Below are 19315 nucleotides of genomic sequence, written 5' to 3'. Positions count from 1 at the left end.
TCTTGCCCGGGCTCAGGAGGAGGCCGGTTCCAGCACCACACAGCACCGGCCGGGCCCCGGCGCCAGGAGTGCCCGGAACGCGGTGTCGCCCGAGGTGGCGAGCGCGCCGCGCAACAGATGGAGGTTCATTCCGCACACCGTTTCGGCGTGCTTGCGTGCCAGTACGTGGAAGGGACAGTTCCCGAGGACGACGGTCTCCCCCTCGCGGCGCGGCTCGAAGCCGTACCGCTCCAGCATGTCCACCACTCCGGTCATGGCCTCACCACCCAGCCGTTCACCCAGCGCTGCCGCCTTGCGGTACAGCACCGCGCGGACCGGCTCGCCCGAGCTGTCGGACTCCTCCACCGCCTCGGCGAGCAGCTGCCCGGCCATCTCGTACTGCCGCGCGGGCACGCTGACGCCGACCTCACGCTCCGAGCGCCGATAGAGCTTGGCGGGCCGTCCGGCGCCCGGTCCGGTGCGCCCGCTGCGCCGCTCGTAGACGACGTCCAGCAGCCCCTCGTCGGCCAGGCGGTCCAGATGGAACGCCGCGGTCTGCCGCGTCAGGCCCAGGGCCTGGGCGGCGTCGTCCCGGCCCACGGGGTCGGTACTGCGCGCCACGTGCTCGTACAGCCGGCGGCGCGTCGGCTCGTCCAGCGCGGCGACGGCGGAGAGGTCGTCGCGGGGCGCTTCCTTCGAATGCTGCGAGTGATCCACGAACACCAGTGTAAAACCAATCGCCATTGACTAAAGAGATGGGATGCGCTTCTATCGACAAGAGAAGTTGTTTATAGAAGGAGGGCGTCATGTCGTCCGCACCCGCAACCTCCACCCCCGTCACCGCACGGCAGGCCATTGCCACCGACCCCGGCTACCAGGCCTTCTGGATCCTGCGTGTGGGGTTCGCCGTCGCTCCGGTCCTGTTCGGGCTGGACAAGTTCGCCAACCTGCTCGTCGACTGGCCGGGCTATCTCGCCCCGTGGATCAACGACGTCGTCCCCGGCAGCGCGCAGGACGCCATGTACGTCGTCGGCGTCATCGAGATCGTGGCCGGACTGGTCGTCGCGGTGGCACCGCGCTTCGGCGGCTGGCTGGTGGCCGGCTGGCTCGCCGGGATCATCGTCAATCTGCTGACGATTCCCGACTACTACGACATCGCGCTGCGCGACTTCGGCCTGCTCCTCGGCGCGATCGCCATGGCCCGGCTCGCCCAGCGCTATCACGGCACCGGGCAGCACTGACGCGGCCCGCCGAAGCGAGGGGGCGGTCGCCGGGCAGCAGTAAGGCGCGGGAGGGCGGCCATCAGGCCGTCGAAGCCCCGGTGACCGCCCCCTCCGCACGCCGTCGGACCCGCGCCTCGTCGGACGCGGGGACCGTCAGACCCGCGACCGGTACAACCCGAACTCCACAATCCGCGCCTCGGCACGCGAAGCGGTCACCCGCACCCGCCACCGCCGTGCCCGCACCGGAGCCGCCAGCAACAGGATCCGGCTCGCGCCGACCGTTGCGGCCCGGGCCACCTCGGTCCACGCACCGCCGCGCCGAGCCTCCACGACGAAGCTCTCCACCTGCTGCCCGTACCGGATGTCCTCCGCCAGCCGGATGCGGTCCACCTCCCGCTCCCCGCCGAGGTCGACGGTGACCCGGCCTGGCGAGGTCGTCGTCCGGGCGCCGCGCGCAAGGTCCTGCGGGAGCTCGCGGTCCACACGCTCACGGAACTCCCGCAGCCGCGCCACGTCGGCGGCCGGAAGCAGCCCGTCCGTGTCGGGCGGGATGTTGAGCAGCAGCACCGAGTTGCGGCCCACGGACCGGAAGTAGATGTCCGTCAACTGCTCGACGCCCTTGGGCTGTTGGTCGGCGTGATAGAACCAGCCGTCCCGGATCGACACGTCGCACTCGGCCGGCCACCACTGGAGGTGGTCCGCCACCGGCCGGGCCTTCACCAGTGCGGCACGGCTGCCCATGTCGGGCGCGTCGTAGGCGAGGGCGTAGTCGGTGCGGCCGTAGTCCTTCTCCTGGACCGGTATGACGCTCCACTCGTCCTCCCGCGCCAGCCCGCCCTCGTTGCCGACCCAGCGCACATCGGGTCCGGACACGGCGATCACGGCGTCGGGGGCGAGCGACCGGACCAGGGTGTACCAGCTGTCCCAGTCGTACTTCTCCACCTTGTCCGGCGGGATACGTCCCTGGGCGCCGTCGAACCACACCTCGTCGACCGGCCCGTACTCGGTGAGGACCTCGTAGAGCTGGTTGAGCATATGGGCGCCGTAGTCGGTGGCCGGGAGGGTGTAGCACCGGGGCGGTGTGCGGTCGTCGCCCTCGACGAGTGTGGGGATGGTGCGGTCGGTGCGGGCGCTGCCGTTGGCGTAGACGCCGTGGAGGTACTGATTCTCGTCGGCGGGTGAGATGTAGACGCCGACCTTGATGCCGTACCGGCGCATGGAGTCGGCGAAGGACCGCAGGACGTCGCCCCGGCCGTCGCGCCAGCTGCTCGATGCCACCGAGTGGGCGGTGTAGCGGGTCTGGTGGAGCACGAAGCCGTCGTGGTGCTTGACCGTGAGGATGGCCAGCCTGAAGCCGCCGTCACGCAGGGCACGGGCCCACTGGTCGGTGTCGAGCCCGGTCGGCCGGAACACGTCCGGGTCCTCGTCGCCGGTGCCCCACTCCAGGCCCGTGAAGGTGTTCACGCCGAAGTGCAGGAACGCGGTCCGCTCCAGTCGCTGCCAGGCGATCTGCCGTGCGGTCGGACGGACTTGGGAGGCCTTGCGGACCAGGTCGGCCTCGGTGTCGTCGGGGCCGACGGGGATGCGGTAACCGGGGTCCTCCGCTTCGACGGCGGGTGCGGCCAGGGCGGGTCTCGCCGCGCCGGTCACGGCGAGGGCGGCGGCTGTCGCGACGAACACGCGTCGGGAAACGGCCATGGGAAGGCTCCTAGGGTCGGCTGCTCAGGTGCCATACGGCGGCGGTGCGCTGGTCCGGCGGGTACTGTGCGAGCCGCCCGTCGTCCGTGACGCCCAGCGGCATACGGGTGATGGCGTTGACGAGCTGGTAGCCACCTGCGGCCGGCTCCAACTGCCAGCGCTGGAGGGTGCTGCCGGGGTCGCACGCCTGCGGGGCCGCCTCCACGCCGGGCTGGAGCGGCACGTTGAGCGTGAGCTTCCCGCCGCGGATCTCCATGCAGCCCTCAGCCGTCCGCACGGTCACATAACCGTCGGCCGTGCGCCCGACCTCGGCGTCGAAGGACCGAGTGCCCGCGGACAAGGTGTACGACCCGTCCGGCACCGGCACCCGGGCCAGGTCCCGCCACCCCGGCGCGTGCCCGACGGCCGCGCCCCGGGCGGTGAACCCGGCGTAGATGGCGTCGGGGTGCGGATCACCCCAGGTGGCCTGGGCGATGTGGCGCAGCGCGGGCCACAGGGCGACGGCGACCTCGTTCTCGGTCTCGCCCCGGCCGTTGTCGGGCCAGAGGCTGATCTTCGCGCCGGTGATGCCGTCGGCGGAGGCCAGCGTCTCCCCCTCGAAGCTGCGCGGGTCCCAGCGCTGGTCGTACAGGCCCTTGGTGTCGCTGTGGAAGCCGCCGCGGACCAGGTAGAGCGCGTAGGCGGCGTTCATCAACGGGTGGCCCTGGGCGCGCAGTCGGCTCGGTTTCGTCGCCACGTTCAGCCAGTGCTCGACGGTCGTGCCGGCGGCGACCGGGACGGTGTTGGCGCCGGTGAGTCCGTCGTTCCAGATGCGCAGCTTCTTGCCCTTGCCGGCCGCGTGGGCGTGGACGCGGTTGACGAAGTCGATGAAGGCGTCCTGGGGTGTGGCGCCGGGGCCGTACTTGTCCTGGGCGTACTTCAGGATCTGCGGGTACTTGGCGAAGTCGGAGCCGAGCATGTACTCGTCGGCTCCCATGTGCCAGGACGCCGAGGTGAACACCTGTGCGTACTCGTCGATCAGGCTCGTGTAGTAGGCGAAGGCCTCCGGCCGGGTGATGTCGAGACGCGAGGGCTGCCTGTTGCCGTCGGAGTCGGTCAGCTGGAGGTCGGGGCGGTTCTCGATCCACGGGTCCATGTGGCCCGGGGAGTTGATCTCGGGGATGATCTCGACGTGGTACCGCTCGCCGAGGGCGACCAGGCGACGGATCTCGTCCTTGGTGTAGTAGCCCCAGGTGTTGGCCTCGGGATGGGCGTCGCTCCTCACCTTCAGTTCGAGGAGCAGCTGGTTGAGCTTCTGGTACGCCATCTCGCGGACCAGGTTCTCCAGCCAGGGCATCGAGACGTGGATGTAGCAGGCGCAGACGCCGACGCCCCGCTCCTTGAAGCGCGGGACGTCGACCGAGCGTCCGGCCGGGATGCGGTCGCCCTGGGCGAGGAGCTGAAGGAGGGTGCGGGTGCCGTAGAAGGCGCCGGTCCCGGTCGCCCCGGTCACCGACAGCCGACTGCCGGCGCGGAGTTCGTAGCCCTCCGCGCCGAGGGAGGTCCGGGAGGGCTGGACGTCGATAACGATGTCACCGGGGCGGGCGCCGCCTCGGACCACGGGGACCGTGCCGTGCCCCGCCTCACGGAGGTCGTCGGCGAGGGTGTCGGCGACCCGCCGTTCGGTCGCGCTGTCGGCCACGAGGCGGGCGGAGCGCTGGTAGGTGTAACTGCCGGATGCGGGTGTCCAGTCGGTCAGGGCGGGCACCGTGACCGGCGCCGCCTCCTGCCGCGCCTCCGCGCTCGCCGGCAGCGGCGCCGCGAAGAGCAGCGCCAGCGCCGCGAGGACACCGCACGCTCTCAAGCGTCTCCTCATGAGGCACCCCCATTCATCGGATGTCTGATGATTGGGCTGGCCCCAGGGGCTGTCAATGGACCGCGAAGTGAAAGCAGTTGACCCATTGATCGGATGATGCGCAGGTCAGCAGGGACGAGTCGCGGAGAGCCGCCGTGAAAAGTCCAAGAAGACCTTCCTGAATATCCAAGCCGAGCGCCCTCTCGACTCCGGGCCCGCCGCCCGGCAGAGTGCTCCTACATACTCGCGAGTAAGCCTGAGGAGCGCCCGTGACCAGCTGGGTCGGTCGGACCGCCGCCGAGATCGCCGCCGCCGTACGCGAGAAGCGGGCCACGCCTCGGGAGGTGGTGGCCGAGCACCTGGCCCGGATCGAGCGGCTCGACGGCCGTGTCGGCGCGTTCCGGGTGGTCCGGGCCGAGGCGGCGCTCGCCGAGGCCGACGAGGTGGCCTCGCGCGGCGATCTCGCCGAACTGCCGCTGGCCGGTGTGCCGGTGGCGGTCAAGGACAACCTCGCGGTGCGCGGCGAGTCCAACCTCATCGGCTCCACGGCCACGCCGGACACGCCGGCCGAGGCCGACCATGTCACCGTGGCCCGGCTGCGGGCCGCCGGTGCGGTGGTGGTGGGGCTGACGAACGTGCCGGAGCTGTGTGTCTTCGGCACCACCGAGGGCGTGCACGGCACCGCCCGCAACCCGTGGGACACCTCGCGCACGGCGGGCGGCTCGTCCGGCGGCAGCGCTGCCGCGGTCGCCGCGGGCATGGTGCCGATCGCCCTCGGCAACGACGGCATGGGCTCGCTGCGCATCCCGGCGGCCAACTGCGGCCTGGTCACGATCAAGCCCGGCACGGGCGTGGTCCCGGCCGGCATCAGTGACGGCGACTGGTTCGGCATGTCGGAGAACGGCCCGCTGGCCACGACCGTCGAGGACACCCGACTGATGCTGTCGGTCCTCGCCGACACCGAGGTCGCCCTCCCGGACCCGCCCGGCACGCTCCGGATCGCGGTGTCCCTGCGCAGCCCGCTCGCCGGGGTGACCATCAGCAAGCCGTACGCGGCCGCCGCCCGCGAGGCCGCGGGACTGCTGATGAAGGCCGGTCACCAGGTGCGGCGCGCCGACCCGCCGTACCCGATGTCGCTGGGTGTCACCTCGCTGACCCACTGGACCGCGGGTACGGCGGTGGACGCGCAGAGCCTCGATCCACGGCTGCTCACCCGCCGGACCCGGGTACACGCCACCGTCGGCAAGCGCTTCGTCGGCCGGGTGCGGGGCGGCGCGAGCCGGGAGCAGCTGCGCCGTCGTCTGGAGCCGTTCTTCGCCGAGTACGACGTGCTGCTCACCCCGGCTCTCGCCCGCCGCTCCCCCAAGTCCGAGCCCTGGCACGAGCGGGGCTGGCTGCGCAACGTCATGGCCAACACCAACTACTCGCCGCTGACCCCGCCGTGGAACCTCACCGGCTGGCCGGCGATGGCGGTCCCGCTCGGCACGCTGCCGTCCGGCGCCCCCACGGCCGTACAGCTGGTCGGGCGCCCCGGCTCGGAGGCGGTGCTGCTGGAACTGGCGGAGCGGATCGAGCAGTTGCGCCCTTGGCAGCGTACGGCGCCGCTGGACTAGGGCGCGTATCGAGTCGTGATCAATTTGCGGGATGTGCCTTCGTGGCACGGTCCGGTCCGATAGCCGGTCTTACGTGACGCGAGTGCAACTGACCGATCCGGATTGGGAGTTCATCGAGCCGTACCTGCCGATCGGCGAGTACGGCCCGTACCCCGAGCGACTGCGGCAGCAGTTCCAAAGGGCGTGATCTGGCGGTTCAAGACGGGCGGGCAGTGGCGGGAGATGCCGACGGAGTTCGGCGCCTGGTCGACCGTCCACAACCGCTTCCGGCAGTGGCGTGACGCCGGCGTCTTCGAGGCCCTGCTGGAGGGCCTGATCACGGAAGCCGCGAAGCGGGGTGAGGTGGACCTGTCCCTGGTCGGCATCGACTCCACCACCGCCCGAGCCCACCACGACGCGGCCGGGATGCACCTCGACGAGGACGTCGTCACCGCCCTGGAGAAAGCCGCGGCCGAGGAGGAGAAGGCCAGGTCAAAGGGGGCGGCCTCGAAGAGCGAAACAGGCAAGAGACCGAAAGTGATCCCGCGCTGGAAGAACGACGACGCATCCGGCGTCGGCGGAAACTCCGGCTGAAGGCCGCCCTCCTCGGACGTTCAGAGGCGGGCAGACCAGCAGGGTCCACCTCGCCGCCGACCGCAAGTGCCGCCCGCTGGCGTTCATCCTGACCACAGGCCAGGCAGAAGAAGAAGGGCTCCAGAGGTGGCCGGCCCGTCAGCCACGACGCCGATCTCTACAAGGAGCGGAACACCGTCGAACGCCTGATCAACAAGCTCAAAGCATGGCGAGGCATCGCCACCCGATACGACAGGACTCCCGACAGCTACCTCGCCGGTCTCCACCTGCGCGCCTCGATGATCTGGATCAAGGACCTCACCAGGACCACCCGATGATCACGACTCGATATGCCCCTAGGTGACGCGCTGAGGTGCCGGACGCCAAGGGCGGGCAGGAGTTGAGTCAACGGTCAACCAGTCGTGGACGCGGGGCCTCACCCGTGGATTCCGCGTCGGTGTCGTCGGTGCCGACCGGGCCGCGGGGAAGCGTCCGGTCCAGCCACTTCGGCAGCCACCAGTTGGTCCGGCCGAGGAGTGTCATGGTCGCCGGTACCAGCACCATGCGTACGACCGTGGCGTCGATGAAGATCGCGGTGGCCAGGCCGAGCCCGAACATTTTGGTGGAGGGGTCGTCGGCGACGGCGAAGGAAAGGAAGACCGCCACCATGATGAGGGCTGCCGAGGTGATGATCCGGGCGGTGCGCGAGACGCCCTCGACGATCGCCGTGCCGTTGTCGCCGGTGCGCAGGTACTCCTCGCGTACGCGGGAGAGGAGGAACACCTCGTAGTCCATCGACAGGCCGAACAGGATGGCGAAGAGGAACATCGGGATGAACGACACGATCGGAACCGTCGCTTCCAGCCCGATGAGTGCGCCTCCCCAGCCCCACTGGAAGACCGCGACCATGATGCCGTAGGCCGCGCCGATGCTCAGCAGATTCAGCAGTACCGCCTTGAGCGGTACGAGTATCGAGCGGAAGACCAGCATCAGCAGCAGGAACGACATCGCCAGCACGGCGGCGACGAACACCGGCAGGCGTTGGCTGGTGCGTTGGCCCACATCGGACAGGCTCGCGGCGGCGCCGCCGACGTGGGCCCTGGCCGGGCCGTGCCCGATCGCCGCGGGCAGCACGTCGGTGCGCAGCCGGGCGATGGTGTCGGCCGTGGCCTTGTCCTGAGGGCTGGTGGTCGGGAACACCACGAGGGTCGCGATGCCGGTGGCCCGATCGATGTGTGTCGGCACGACGGATGCGATGCCCGGATCCGCCGCGACCGCCCCGACGAGTCGGTCCAGCACTCCCGGATCACCGGTGGGGTCCGCGGCGATGACGAGGGGACCGTTGGTGCCCGGGCCGAACCCCTCGGCGACGAGGTCGTAGGCGCGGCGTTCAGTACGGCTCTGCGGCAGTGAGCCGTCGTCGGGCAGGCCGACGCGCAGGCCGAGCACGGGCAGCGTCGCGGTCAGCAGCAGCCCCGCCGCGCCGACCGCGTACGGCACCGGGTGCCGGCTGACGTGCCCGATCCAGCGACGCCACCCGGCGGCGTGGGCGGCGCCTGCCGCCGGGTCCCGCCGCCGTGCGAGTCGGCCCAGCTTCCTGGTCTGCAGAGCCCGGCCGATCCGGCCGGCCCGGGCCAGGCGGGGGCCCGCCGCGCCGAGGAAGGCCGGCAGCAGCGTCACCGACGCGAGCACCATCGTCAGGACGACGATCGAGACGGCAACCCCGCCCACCGTCATGAACGGCACGTTCGCGACCGCCAGGCCGAGGATCGACACGACGACGGTGCCGCCGGCGAAGACCACCGGCCGCCCCGCCGTTGCCACCGCTCGTCCGGCCGCCGCCTGCGGATCGAGCCCGCACGCGAGGTACTCCCGGTGCCTGGCGAGCACGAACAGCGCGTAGTCGATGCCCACTCCGAGCCCGACCATGCTGCCCAGGACAGGGGCGAAGGTGGGGACGTCCGTGACCCCCGCCAGTACCGTCATCGTGGCAACTCCGATGGTCAGCCCGAAGACCGCCATGCCGATCGGCAGCGCGGCGGCGACGAGCGAACCGAACGCCAGGAACAGGATCGCGGCCGCGGCGAGGAGGCCGATCAGCTCGCTTGCGCCGCCGTCGGGGTCGGAGAAGGCGTAGAAGAGGTTCCCGCCCATCTCGATGCGCAGCGGCAGCTCGGCGCGCAGCCGGTCGCCGAGATCGACGAGGGCGTCGAGGTCTTCGGCCGACAGCCGGCTCTGGTCGGGATACTGCACCCGGACGACCGCGATCCGCCCGTCGGCCGAAACGAGGCCGCCGCGCACGGCGGTGTCCCCGCCCGTGTCGAGCGCCCCCGCCGGGTCGCTCGTGCCGAGCACGTGCGGCAGCCGCTTCACCTCGGCCCGCAGCCGCGTGAGAGCGGTGCGCGCGCCGTCGTCGTCGAAGAACGTCGCACCGTCGTCGAGGGGGGTGACGACCACTTGGGCGGTCATCCCCTCCTGGCCGGTGCCGGCCCGCGCGATCAGTTCCGCGGCCCGTTGGGAGTCCAGCCCCGGAGCGGTCATCGAGTCCGCGGTCCGCCCGCCGAAGGCGACGGCGGCGAGGACGGCGAGCGTGGCGGCGATCAGCCATGCCGCGATCACCCGCCAGGGATGGCGGGCGGCGCTTGCGCCCAGGCGCAACAGGGCTTTCGAGAGCATCGGGTCCTCCAACCACCTCGTCGGCCGTCCTTGTACGGCCGCCGATGCCGAGGCTCGTCGCCACGGCGCTCCGCGGCATCGGCCCGCGGGCCGCGGATCCCTCGGCCCCGGGGCGGAGTGACGAACCGTCCTTTCGGCCGATGCGCGGCACGCCGCGGTCCCTAGGCTGAGAACCGTGCTCCGAGACGACCTGCGAACCCTGTGGACCGAACCCCGGCCGCCCGACGCGCCCGCCCGGGTGCGGCGGGACTGGGCGCTGCTCGCCGCGGGCCTTGCCGGTGTGGCGCTGGAGGCCACCCTGCGCGCGAACGTCGTGTGGCGGCCGGTGGCGGTGGTGTTCGCCGTATGGCTGTGCCTGCTGCCCCTGTGGCGCCGGACCCGCCCGCTGGCGATGGTCACGCTGGCGTTCGGCTCGGTGATCCTGCTTCAGGTGGCCTCGCTGGTCGCCGCTCCGCGCGAGCCCGTCGGCCTGTACACCGGCGCGGTCATGCTCGTGCTCGTGTACGCGCTGCCCCGGTGGGGATCGGGACGCGAGATCGTGCTGGGCGGTGCGGTGATCCTCACGGCCGGCGCGGTGTGTTCCGTCACGGACGAGACGCCGGTCGTCGAGAACGTCGTGGGCTTCGTCTTCCTGCTGCTGCCCGGCGTGTTCGGGGCTGCCGTGCGGTTCTGGGTGACCGCTCGCGAGCGGCAGTTGGAGCAGGTGCGCTCCCGCGAGCGCGAGCAGCTCGCCCGGGAACTGCACGACACGGTGGCCCACCACGTGTCGGCCATGGTGATCATCGCCCAGGCGGGCGGGGTGCTCGCGGGCGCCGACCCGTCTGCCGCCGTCAAGGCACTGGAAGGGGTCGAGGAGGAAGGGGCGCGCACGCTGGAGGAAATGCGTGCCATGGTCGCCGCGCTGCGCGACCGCGGGGTCGGCGCCGAGCTGGCGCCCCCTGCCGGAGTCGCGGATCTGGAGCGCCTGGTGCGCACCCCGGGTGGTCGCCTCAGGGTCGACCTGGGGCTCGACGGCGAACTGGACGCGCTGCCCCCGGCCGTTGACGCGGCCGTCTACCGGATCGTGCAGGAGTCGGTGACCAACGCGCTGCGTCATGCGGTCGACGCGACCGAGCTCGTCGTTCGGGTCGCCGCGGAACGGCACACGGTACGGGTGAGCGTGCACGACAACGGCCGGCGCACCGGCCGGGGTCGCGACGGATACGGACTTACCGGACTGCGCGAGCGCGCGACCCTGCTCGGCGGCACACTACGAGCCGGCCCGGGTACCGACCGGGGCTGGCGTGTCGAAGCCGAACTGCCGAGAGCGAGGAGCGAGAGCGGTGTCCATTCGCGTCCTCGTCGCTGACGACCAGACGATCATCCGCACCGGGTTGCGGATCATACTGAACGCCCAGCCCGGCATCGAGGTGGTCGGCGAGGCCGCCGACGGGCGGGAAGCGGTACGTCTGGCCCGCGAACTGCGCCCCGACGTCTGCCTGTTCGACATCCGCATGCCCGTGATCGACGGGCTTGAGGCCACCCGGCTGGTCGCCGGCCCGGCCGTCGCCGACCCGCTGGTCGTGGTCGTCATCACCACGTTCGACCTCGACGAGTACGTCTACGGCGCGCTGCGTGCCGGCGCCCGCGGATTCCTCCTCAAGGACACGGGACCAGACCTTCTGGCGCAGGCCGTACGGTCGGCGTCCGACGGTCAGGCGCTCATCGCGCCCAGCGTCACCGTCCGTCTGCTCCAGGCATTCGCGGACCTGCCCGCCGGCCGGCCCGCGGCCCAGCCGGTCTCACCCGTCACCGCCCGCGAGGAACAGGTGCTCCTCACCGTCGCTCGCGGGCTGACCAACACCGAGATCGCCGATGCACTGCACATCAGCCTCAGCACGGTGAAGACGCATCTGGCCAGCCTGATGGCCAAACTCGGCGCCCGCAACCGGGTCGAGATCGCGATGTGGGCCTACGAAACGCGCCGTATCCTCCCCGGAACCTGAGCCGGGTGCCGGGCCATGTCCCATCAGTGCCCGCCCGGACATCAGTGCACCGGTCGGCTCACGTCGGCTCCACGTGCCTCACCCGCCGCAGAGCGTGACGTACCAGGAGGCCGGAACTGGGGCGGTGAGACACCCGATACGACAAGACTCCCGACAGTTGCCTTGCCAGTCTCCACCTGCACGCCTCGATGATCTGGATCAAAGACCTCACCAGGACCACCCGATGATCACGACTCGATACGCGCCCTAGGTGTGCTGTCCCGGAACGTTGGTGACAGGCGACACGCCCGGGGCCAGCTCCGTGAAGGGCCCGTCCGCGGTGAACGCCAGTCGTGCGAAGCGTTCGCCGATGCGGCGGTGGGTGGTGGCGTCGGGGTGGAGGTCGTCGGGCAGCGGCAGTTCGGCGGAGTCGGCCTCGCCGTACAGGTCACGGCCGTCGAGGTAGTGCAGGTTCGGGTCGTCGGCCGCCCGCTGCTTGACGATGCGGGACAGCTCGTCCCGGATGACGCGCAACGTCAGCTTGCCGCTCGCGCGGTCCGCCGGGTCGCCCATGGCGACGAACCGCAGCCGTCCGTTGTGGATGTCGCTGAAGTCCGGGAAGCAGGGGCCGGGTGTGTCCTCGTGGATCGGGCACAGCAGGGGCGACACGACCAGCAGCGGTGTCGTGGGATGTCCGTCCCGGACCGTGTCGAGGAAGCCGTGCACCGCCGGGCCGAAGGCGCGCAGTCGCATCAGGTCCGCGTTGACCACGTTGATGCCGATCTTGAGGCTGATCAGGTCGGCGGGCGTGTCGCGCAGGGTGCGGGCGGTGAACGGGTCGAGCAGGGCGCTCCCGCCCAGGCCCAGGTTGATCAGTTCCACGCCGCCGAGGGCGGCGGCGAGCGCGGGCCAGGTGCCGGTGGGGCTCCCGGCGTCGGAGCCCTGGCTGATCGAGCTGCCGTGATGCAGCCACACCCTGCGGCCCGGGTCCCGCGCGGGCTCGACGGGGGCGTCGGTGCGCAGGGCGATCAGTTCGGTGGTCTCGTTGTGCGGCAGCCAGATCTCGACGTCCTTGTCGGTGTCGGGCAGCCCGGTGAAGCGGACGGTGCCGGCCGGTCCTGGCCGGTGCTCGGCGGTTCCGGCGGTCATGTCGATGACTACGACGTTGCCGCCGGTCACGCTGCCCTGCCCGGCCGGACGGCCGTCGACGATCAGGTCGTAGACGCCGTCCGGGCGCGGCGGGGCGCCCACGTAGTCGCGCTTGGTGGGCAGCGTGTCCAGTTCGACGGCGGTGGCCCGGGTGCGGAAGGCCAGTCGTACGCCGGAGGGCTGTGACTCGGCCATGGCCAGCTGGCCGTCGGTGTTCTGGGCGCGGGCCCGGGCGGGCAGCCGGTGCGGCAGGACGCCGCGCTCGGTGTGCTCGACGTCGAGGGCGCCGCGCAGGAGTTCCGCGGTGACGGCCGTGGTGATCCAGTCGTGCTCGGTGTCCATGTCTGCCCTCTGCCGGTCGCTCTCAAGGGGTGGGCTCGGTGGGCCAGTTGCTCAGCAGGGCGTCGAGGGCGTCCAGGATCCGGGTCCAGGTTTCCTGGGAGTCGGGGGCGCTGTGGCTGAAGCCGCCCGCGGTCTCCAGGCTGGCGTAGCCGTGGAAGACGCTGCCCAGGAGCCGTACCGCGTGGGTGGTGTCCGGCTCCGTGAGGTCGTAGCCGCGCAGGATCGCCCGGGTCATCTGGGAGTGCCGGACGCCCGCGCTGGCGGCCGCCGTCTCGGGGTCGAGCGGCATGCGCGCCGCGGTGGCCCGACCGGGGTGTTCGTGGCCGTAGTCGCGGTATACGTTCGCGAAGGCGACCAGGGCGTCTCTGCCGGCCCGCCCGGCCACCGCGTCGGCGGCCCGGTCGGCCAGTTCCTCCAGCGCGAACAGGGCGATCCGGGTCTTGAGGTCCTGGGAGTTCTTCACGTGCGAGTACAGACTCGCGACCTTGACGTCGAACCGCCGGGCCAGCTCCGAGGCGGTCACCTGCTCGAAGCCGATCTCGTCGGCCAGTTCCGCACCGGCCCGGACCAGGCGCTCGGTGGTCAGCCCTACGCGTGCCATAACTGTCCTCTCGCTTGCCAGAAGCGAGTATGCACACGCCTAAAGGCTTTAGGCAAACGATATTGAGTTTCAGCCAGCAGGCTAAAGTGCCCGATACATGATGTGCAGCCCCACCCGCCCGTGCCGGGGGTGGTCGAACGCCTCCGGGACCGTGCCGAGGACGGTGAAGCCGAGGGAGGTCCACAGCCGTACGGCCGGATTGGTCTCCACGACGGCGTTGAAGACCATGCCCCGGTATCCGTGGGCCTTGGCCTCGGCCAGAACGTGGTCGGCGAGGGCGCGCCCGACGCCACGACCGCCGCAGTCGGGGTCGACCATGAAGCCGGCGTTGGCGATACCGGCGGCGGGGCCGCCGTAGTTGGGGGTGAGGTAGGCGGAGGCGACCAGGGCGCCGGCGTCGCCCTCGACGACGTAGACGCACTTGGCCGGGTTCATCCACAGCGCCCGGGCGTCACTCTCGGAGGTGTCCGGGTCCCATGCATAGGTCTCGCCGGCGGCGACGATCCGGTGCCAGAAAGACCAAATCCGCGGCCAGTCACCGGCCGCGGCTTCTCTGATCAGCATGGGCGTGAGTCTCGCACGCCCATGCGGTCGGCGATCGCGAAGGGTTCCGCCCCGTCAGTCGACGCTGGGCAGGATGTGGGGCTCGGCGAGGTCGTCCTCGTAGCCCGCCAGGCGGATGGGGGCGGACCTGGCCCACACATCGAGACTGCCGATCTCCTTGGACCGGCGCCCCGAGCGCTCCGTGCCTTCCTTGGGGCGCTGTTCGCGATTCGTCTTCTCAGGTGTCACCGCGCACTCCTTCTGTGTCGGATCACCCTCGGGGCGGGGCCGGCCCAGTCTGCGGTCCGGTACCTGACGCCCGCTCGGGTCTTACTCAAAGTCGGCTCGGACGCGGTGGCGCCGGTAACTGGTGTGCAAGCAGGCCGTTGTGCACCGGCTTGTCCCGGGACGGACCATGGGTGTGGGTTGGGACCCGGTTTTGCTGTCCGTCCGCTACAGATTAACCAAATGAGCAGCCCCCCGCTCGATGGGGCTGGAAACAACCTGTAACTATCCGGAATCAAACGGCACTCGACCAACCCGTTGTTCACGCGTTTGTAACGGAATGCGAGGTTTGCCAGTCACTCGTTCGGCTCAACATCATCTCCCTGTCCGACACGCGGCCTGCGTACGCCGCGCAGTTCAAGTCCCGTTGGCCGATTCGCAAGGAGGCCATGATCTGCTGGCGGACCGCAACGGCTTGTCCGGCGGGAGGACTGACGCATGGAGCTGCGCAGTGTCGAAGAGCTGATGGATCTGCTGTACGCCTGCCGCGGCACCCGGGACGCCCCGGGTCTCGCGAGCACCCGAGTCGATCTGCACCAACACGCGCTGCAGACAGCCGCACTGCTGCGCCGAGCCCGCCCCGCCGACAAGGAACTCCAGGTCGCGGGGCTCGTTCATGCCATCGGCCCGCTGCTGCACCCCGGCGAGGCGAGCCGCCACCCCGACCGCGCGGCGGACGCGGTGCGCCCCCTCCTCGGCGAACGGGTCTCCCGCCTCGTCCGGCACCACCACCGGGCCCCGGAATCCGCCGACGACGACCTGCTCCGCCTGCACCAGGCCGACGAGGAGGGCCGCAGCGCCGAGTTCGACGCGGGGGTCCTGGAGGACTGGCGGGCGGTACTGGAGCTGGTGGCGTCCAGGAACTCGCCCCTCGGGGCTGTCAACTGACGACCCGTCATGAGACCGTACGGCGATGACGTCGCCGTACGGTCTTCAGGGCAGGGACGCCGGACTCAAGGGCAGGTGCGCCGTCGTCACCGGCGCCACCCGCGGCATCGGCCACGCCGTCGCCCGGCAACTGGCCGCGGCCGGGGTACGGGTGTGCGTGACCGCGCGGGACGCGGAGGAGGTGCGGCGGACGGCCGCCGAGCTGGGTGGCGTGGGGGTGGCCGGGAGCGTGGCCGACCCTGATCATCTGCGGGCGGTGGTGGACCTCACCTTGCGCGAGTTCGGCCGGGTCGACGTGATCGTGAACAACGCGGCGACCAACCAGCCGTACGGCCCCCTCATGGACGTCGATCCGACGGCCTGGCGCGATGCCTTCACCACGAATGTCGAGGCCCCGCTACGGCTTGTGCAGTGCGCCTGGCGGGCCTGGATGCGCGAGCACGGCGGCACGGTCGTCAACGTCTGCACGGAGGGCGCCGCGCACGTGGGCCCCCACGTCGGGGCCTACGGCACCAGCAAGGCGGCCCTCCTCCATCTGACCCAGCAGCTCGCGGGCGAACTGGCCCCGAGGGTCCGGGTCAACTCGGTCTCCCCCGGTCTGGTCCGCACCGAGATGGCACGGTTCGTGTGGGAGCCGGGCGAGGACGAGCTGGCCGCGGGGATGCCGCTCGGGCGGATCGGGGAGCCGGAGGACGTGGCCCGGGCCGTGGTGTGGCTGGCGTCGGACGCGGCGGAGTGGGTGACGGGGGCGGATCTGCTGGTGGACGGGGGGACGCGGGTGCGGGCGGCAGGGACGGCCACGGGATACGCAATCCACGAGCGTCTACGATCGCGCGGTACCGCAACGCCCTAGGGGCGCGGGGAACTGCGCGACCAGCCACGACGAACCCGCGGACGCACCACCGACCCGCCTACCACTTACCCGGCGCGTAGTCCTTCAGAAAGACCCCGTACACGTCCTCCCCGGCCTCACCTCGCACGACCGGGTCGTACACCCGCGCCGCCCCGTCCACCAGATCAAGCGGCGCATGGAACCCCTCCTCGGCGAGGCGGAGCTTGTCGAAGTGCGGACGCTCGTCCGTGATCCAGCCGGTGTCGACCGACGTCATCAGGATGCCGTCGGTCTGGAACATCTCCTGCGCGCTGGTGCGCGTGACCATGTTCATTGCGGCCTTGGCGGCGTTGGTGTTCGGATGGCCCGCGCCCTTGTAGCCGCGGCCGAAGACGCCCTCCATCGCGGAGACGTTCACGACGTACGCCCGCCCGCTCGCCGCCTTCTTCGCGGCGTCGGCCATGGCCGGGCGCAGCGCGCTGATCAGGATGAACGGCGAGGTGTAGTTGCAGAGCTGGGTCTCCAGGAGCTCCACCGGGGAGATCTGGTCGATGGTCTGCACCCAGGTGTTGGACTCGACGACGTCCGGCACGAGCCCGCCCGCGTCGATGGCGGTGCCGTCGAGGTGCCGGGCGACGCTGGCGTTGCCCGCGACCAGGGCGAGGTCGGCGACCTTCTGGGCGTCGAGGCCGCTGGTGCCCAGCGGCAGCGCGGCGAGGCCGTCGACCGCGCCGGAGTTGAAGGCGCCGATGACGTGGTGGGCGGGGAGCTCACCGGCGGGCAACGGGGCGCTCTCGCCCTCGACCAGGGCGGCGTAGGCGGACGGCAGGCGGCGTACGGTCTGCGTCGCGTTGTTGATGAGGATGTCGAGCGGGCCCGCCTCGGCGACCTGCTCGGCGAGGGCCACGGCCTGGGCCGGGTCGCGCAGGTCGATGCCGACGACCTCCAGGCGGTGCATCCAGTCCGCGGAGTCGTCCATGGCCTTGAAGCGGCGGATGGCGTCCTTGGGGAAGCGCGTGGTGATCGTCGTGTGCGCGCCGTCGCGCAGCAGCCTCAGCGCGATGTACATGCCGATCTTGGCGCGGCCGCCGGTGAGCAGGGCGCGCTTGCCGGTGAGGTCGGCGCGGGCGTCGCGCTTGCCGCGGTTCAGGCGGGCGCAGTCGGGACACAGCTGGTGGTAGAAGTAGTCGACCTCGACGAACCGGGTCTTGCAGGTGTAGCAGGAGCGGGGGCGCTGGAGTATCCCCGCGATCCTGCCTTCCTCCGTGGCCGACGACGGGAGGATGCCCTCGGTCTCGTCGTCGATGCGCTGGGCGGAGCCGGTCGCGGTGGCCTCCGTGACCGCCTTGTCGTGGGCGGTCTTGGCGGCCCGGCGCTCCTGGCGGCGGCGCTGCTTGACGGTGCGGTAGATGCCGGCGGTGGCCCGGCGCACGGCGATGGCGTCGGGGTGGTCGACCTCCAGCTTGTCGAGCTCGTCCAGGACGCTCAGGCACACCGCGAGCCGCTCGGGGTCGATGCCGGGGCCGTACACGATCTCGTCACCGGGCTCGTGCACGGCGTCCGCCGTGGTCGCCGTCGCGCCGTCCTCTGTCACCGTCATCGCCGCTGCCGTTCCCTGATCACCCGCGGCGCTCCGGTCGCGCTCGCTTTCGAACGGGGAATTGTACGGAGCGCCGGGCCACTCCTCCAAAAACCGGCGAAGCGGGCCCCGGGGCGGCGATCAGGGGGCGCAGGCGGTGATCAGCTCCGACACCTCCTCGGACACGGCCTTGGCGAGCACATCGAGGTCCGGTACGGCCTCGGCGTCGGCGACGAGCCCGTAGTGGACGCGCCCCCGGTACGTCGAGATCGCGATCGCCAGGGACTGGCCGCGGGCCAGCGGGGCGAAGGGGTAGACCTCGGTGACGGGGTGGCCGCCGAGCTTCAGGGCGATGCCGGGCAGCGGGACGCTGGTCACGAGGATGTCGAACCAGAGCCGGGCGGCCCCGCAGACCAGCGGTCCGCCGAGCCGGTGCCCGAGCGCCGGGACGTGGTCGGCGAGCAGGGCGACGGCGCCCGCGCCCCGGTTGGGGCCGGCGTCCTTGTTCCGGTCCATGGCGGCACGGACCGTGCCGAGGCGGCGCAGCGGGTCGGGGTCGTCCACCGGGAGCCGTATCAAGTAGCCGGAGAGCCGGTTGCCCTGTGGGTGCGCGGTGCGCGGACGGCGCTTGGAGACGGGGATCAGGGCGCGCGGCGCGACGCCCTCGCTGCCGTCGCCGCGCTCGTCCAGCCAGCGGCGCAGGGCGCCGGCGACGACCGCGATGAGGACGTCGTTGACGGTGCCGCCGACGGCCTTGCGGATCACGTGCACATCGTCGATGTCGACGACGACTCCGGCGGTACGGCGGGTGCCGCTCGGCTCGGCGGTCAGCGCGGACGACGAGCGCACCCCGAGGGTCGACACGGCGACGGAGGCGCCGATGTCCAGGGCCCGGCCCACGTCGGACAGGGCGCCGCGCACCAGTCCCGGCAGCCTGCGCACATCGGGCAGCAGGCTGCGCGCGGGCGCCTCGGGGCGGGGTTTGCGGGCGGGCATGTCCATGGGGTCCAGGACGGCGGCGGCGAGCGTAAGCGCGCGCAGTCCGTCGGCCAGGGCGTGGTGGAACTTGAACAGCACCGCGAACGACACCCCGTCCTCGCCCGGCAGCACATGCGCCTCCCACGGGGGCCGGCCGCGCTCCAGCGGGCGCTCCATGAGCCGGCCCGCCAACGCCTGGAAGTCGGCGGTGGGGGCGTGCAGCCGGACGTGGTCGAGGGGATCGAAGTCGGGGGCGGGCTCGCGGGCCGCTCCGCCGAACGAGAACGGCTGCAGCAGGGCGCTCGGCTGCCACGCGTCGCGGATGCGCATCCGCAGTCCCGGAACGGCTGCGGCTCGCGCGGCGAGCAGGTCGGCGGCGTGGGCGCCCGCGGTGGGCGAGTGCGCCGTGAACACCCCGAGCGCGCCCAGGTGCATGGGGTGTTCGGCGGACTCGATGTTCCAGAACGCCAGGTCGAGTGGTGCGAGCAGGTCAGACGTCAATGGCTTGCCTCGCGTCGACGACGGGTGGAGCAGCAGTCAATCGCCCTTGTTCGATTACGGTCAAGTACGATCAAGCTA

General features: G+C 71.4%; 16 protein-coding genes and 1 pseudogene. 7 read left to right on the top strand and 10 right to left on the bottom strand.

Translation table 11 applies throughout. The annotated features are described in order from the left end of the window. Window positions 1-12: 12 nt before the first annotated feature. Window positions 13-702, bottom strand: coding sequence for a helix-turn-helix transcriptional regulator (locus POF73_RS06825; RefSeq protein ID WP_443049456.1), 690 nt, complete (start codon window positions 700-702; stop codon window positions 13-15). A gap of 83 nt (window positions 703-785) precedes the next feature. On the opposite strand from POF73_RS06825, the gene POF73_RS06820 reads away from it, so the two are divergent. Continuing rightward, window positions 786-1220 carry a hypothetical protein gene (locus tag POF73_RS06820; RefSeq protein WP_272113587.1) on the top strand — a complete coding sequence of 145 codons (435 nt, stop codon included), beginning with the start codon at window positions 786-788 and terminating at the stop codon, window positions 1218-1220. A 135-nt stretch (window positions 1221-1355) separates the two neighbouring features. Here POF73_RS06820 and POF73_RS06815 read toward each other — a convergent pair whose 3' ends face one another. Together POF73_RS06815 and POF73_RS06810 are read right to left on the bottom strand one after the other, a co-directional pair. After that, window positions 1356-2900 carry an alpha-L-fucosidase gene (locus POF73_RS06815; RefSeq protein WP_272113586.1) on the bottom strand — a complete coding sequence of 515 codons (1545 nt, stop codon included), beginning with the start codon at window positions 2898-2900 and terminating at the stop codon, window positions 1356-1358. Between the two features lie 10 nt (window positions 2901-2910). Continuing rightward, window positions 2911-4755 carry a family 20 glycosylhydrolase gene (locus tag POF73_RS06810; protein ID WP_272113585.1) on the bottom strand — a complete coding sequence of 615 codons (1845 nt, stop codon included), beginning with the start codon at window positions 4753-4755 and terminating at the stop codon, window positions 2911-2913. A 248-nt stretch (window positions 4756-5003) separates the two neighbouring features. Here POF73_RS06810 and POF73_RS06805 point away from each other — a divergent pair, with 248 nt between their 5' ends. After that, window positions 5004-6347, top strand: a complete 1344-nt coding sequence (locus POF73_RS06805) for an amidase (RefSeq protein WP_272113584.1) — start codon at window positions 5004-5006, stop codon at window positions 6345-6347. A gap of 73 nt (window positions 6348-6420) precedes the next feature. Next, window positions 6421-7237, top strand: a pseudogene (locus POF73_RS06800) (transposase). Between the two features lie 67 nt (window positions 7238-7304). On the opposite strand, the gene POF73_RS06795 reads toward POF73_RS06800, so the two are convergent. After that, a complete protein-coding gene (locus POF73_RS06795) occupies window positions 7305-9575 on the bottom strand; it encodes an MMPL family transporter (RefSeq protein WP_272113583.1) in 2271 nt (756 codons plus the stop codon). A gap of 175 nt (window positions 9576-9750) precedes the next feature. On the opposite strand from POF73_RS06795, the gene POF73_RS06790 reads away from it, so the two are divergent. Then, the gene (locus tag POF73_RS06790) at window positions 9751-10923 is read left to right on the top strand and encodes a sensor histidine kinase (protein ID WP_272113582.1); all 1173 of its coding nucleotides are present in this window, start codon (window positions 9751-9753) and stop codon (window positions 10921-10923) included. Then, window positions 10898-11560, top strand: a complete 663-nt coding sequence (locus tag POF73_RS06785) for a response regulator (protein ID WP_272113581.1) — start codon at window positions 10898-10900, stop codon at window positions 11558-11560. Before POF73_RS06790 ends, POF73_RS06785 begins: the two co-directional genes overlap by 26 nt. A 246-nt stretch (window positions 11561-11806) precedes the next feature. On the opposite strand, the gene POF73_RS06780 is transcribed toward POF73_RS06785, so the two are convergent. The 4 genes from POF73_RS06780 to POF73_RS06765 all read right to left on the bottom strand — a co-directional run bounded on the left by POF73_RS06780 (window position 11807) and on the right by POF73_RS06765 (window position 14423). Next, window positions 11807-13030, bottom strand: coding sequence for a GDSL-type esterase/lipase family protein (locus tag POF73_RS06780; RefSeq protein WP_272113580.1), 1224 nt, complete (start codon window positions 13028-13030; stop codon window positions 11807-11809). Between the two features lie 22 nt (window positions 13031-13052). Then, window positions 13053-13631 (bottom strand): TetR/AcrR family transcriptional regulator, encoded by a 579-nt coding sequence (locus POF73_RS06775; protein ID WP_272113579.1) that lies wholly within the window; start codon window positions 13629-13631, stop codon window positions 13053-13055. Window positions 13632-13712: 81 nt separating this feature from the next. Then, entirely contained in the window at window positions 13713-14195 is a 483-nt protein-coding gene (locus POF73_RS06770; RefSeq protein WP_272113578.1) for a GNAT family N-acetyltransferase, read from the bottom strand. A 54-nt stretch (window positions 14196-14249) separates the two neighbouring features. Continuing rightward, the gene (locus POF73_RS06765; RefSeq protein ID WP_272113577.1) at window positions 14250-14423 is read right to left on the bottom strand and encodes a hypothetical protein; all 174 of its coding nucleotides are present in this window, start codon (window positions 14421-14423) and stop codon (window positions 14250-14252) included. A 474-nt stretch (window positions 14424-14897) separates the two neighbouring features. Between POF73_RS06765 and POF73_RS06760 the strand changes: the two genes are divergently transcribed. Together POF73_RS06760 and POF73_RS06755 are read left to right on the top strand one after the other, a co-directional pair. Then, window positions 14898-15347 (top strand): HD domain-containing protein, encoded by a 450-nt coding sequence (locus POF73_RS06760; RefSeq protein ID WP_272113576.1) that lies wholly within the window; start codon window positions 14898-14900, stop codon window positions 15345-15347. A 25-nt stretch (window positions 15348-15372) separates the two neighbouring features. After that, window positions 15373-16200, top strand: coding sequence for an SDR family oxidoreductase (locus POF73_RS06755; RefSeq protein ID WP_272113575.1), 828 nt, complete (start codon window positions 15373-15375; stop codon window positions 16198-16200). Between the two features lie 58 nt (window positions 16201-16258). On the opposite strand, the gene POF73_RS06750 is transcribed toward POF73_RS06755, so the two are convergent. Then, entirely contained in the window at window positions 16259-17779 is a 1521-nt protein-coding gene (locus POF73_RS06750; RefSeq protein ID WP_272113574.1) for an SDR family NAD(P)-dependent oxidoreductase, read from the bottom strand. 120 nt (window positions 17780-17899) lie between these two features. Next, window positions 17900-19237 carry a wax ester/triacylglycerol synthase family O-acyltransferase gene (locus POF73_RS06745; RefSeq protein WP_272113573.1) on the bottom strand — a complete coding sequence of 446 codons (1338 nt, stop codon included), beginning with the start codon at window positions 19235-19237 and terminating at the stop codon, window positions 17900-17902. Window positions 19238-19315 lie beyond the last annotated feature (78 nt).

This window comes from Streptomyces sp. HD (assembly GCF_028369295.1).
In the GTDB taxonomy this organism is placed as follows: Bacteria; Actinomycetota; Actinomycetes; order Streptomycetales; family Streptomycetaceae; genus Streptomyces.
This window is presented reverse-complemented; position numbering and strand designations above follow the sequence as displayed.

Excerpts from the sequence above, each read along its gene's own strand:
- POF73_RS06820 (WP_272113587.1), top strand. The coding sequence starts at position 786 with ATGTCGTCCGCACCCGCAACCTCCACCCCCGTCACCGCACGGCAGGCC.
- POF73_RS06815 (WP_272113586.1), bottom strand. The coding sequence starts at position 2,900 with ATGGCCGTTTCCCGACGCGTGTTCGTCGCGACAGCCGCCGCCCTCGCC.
- POF73_RS06810 (WP_272113585.1), bottom strand. The coding sequence starts at position 4,755 with ATGAGGAGACGCTTGAGAGCGTGCGGTGTCCTCGCGGCGCTGGCGCTG.
- POF73_RS06795 (WP_272113583.1), bottom strand. The coding sequence starts at position 9,575 with ATGCTCTCGAAAGCCCTGTTGCGCCTGGGCGCAAGCGCCGCCCGCCAT.
- POF73_RS06780 (WP_272113580.1), bottom strand. The coding sequence starts at position 13,030 with ATGGACACCGAGCACGACTGGATCACCACGGCCGTCACCGCGGAACTC.
- POF73_RS06775 (WP_272113579.1), bottom strand. The coding sequence starts at position 13,631 with ATGGCACGCGTAGGGCTGACCACCGAGCGCCTGGTCCGGGCCGGTGCG.
- POF73_RS06770 (WP_272113578.1), bottom strand. The coding sequence starts at position 14,195 with ATGCTGATCAGAGAAGCCGCGGCCGGTGACTGGCCGCGGATTTGGTCT.
- POF73_RS06760 (WP_272113576.1), top strand. The coding sequence starts at position 14,898 with ATGGAGCTGCGCAGTGTCGAAGAGCTGATGGATCTGCTGTACGCCTGC.
- POF73_RS06755 (WP_272113575.1), top strand. The coding sequence starts at position 15,373 with ATGACGTCGCCGTACGGTCTTCAGGGCAGGGACGCCGGACTCAAGGGC.
- POF73_RS06750 (WP_272113574.1), bottom strand. The coding sequence starts at position 17,779 with ATGACGGTGACAGAGGACGGCGCGACGGCGACCACGGCGGACGCCGTG.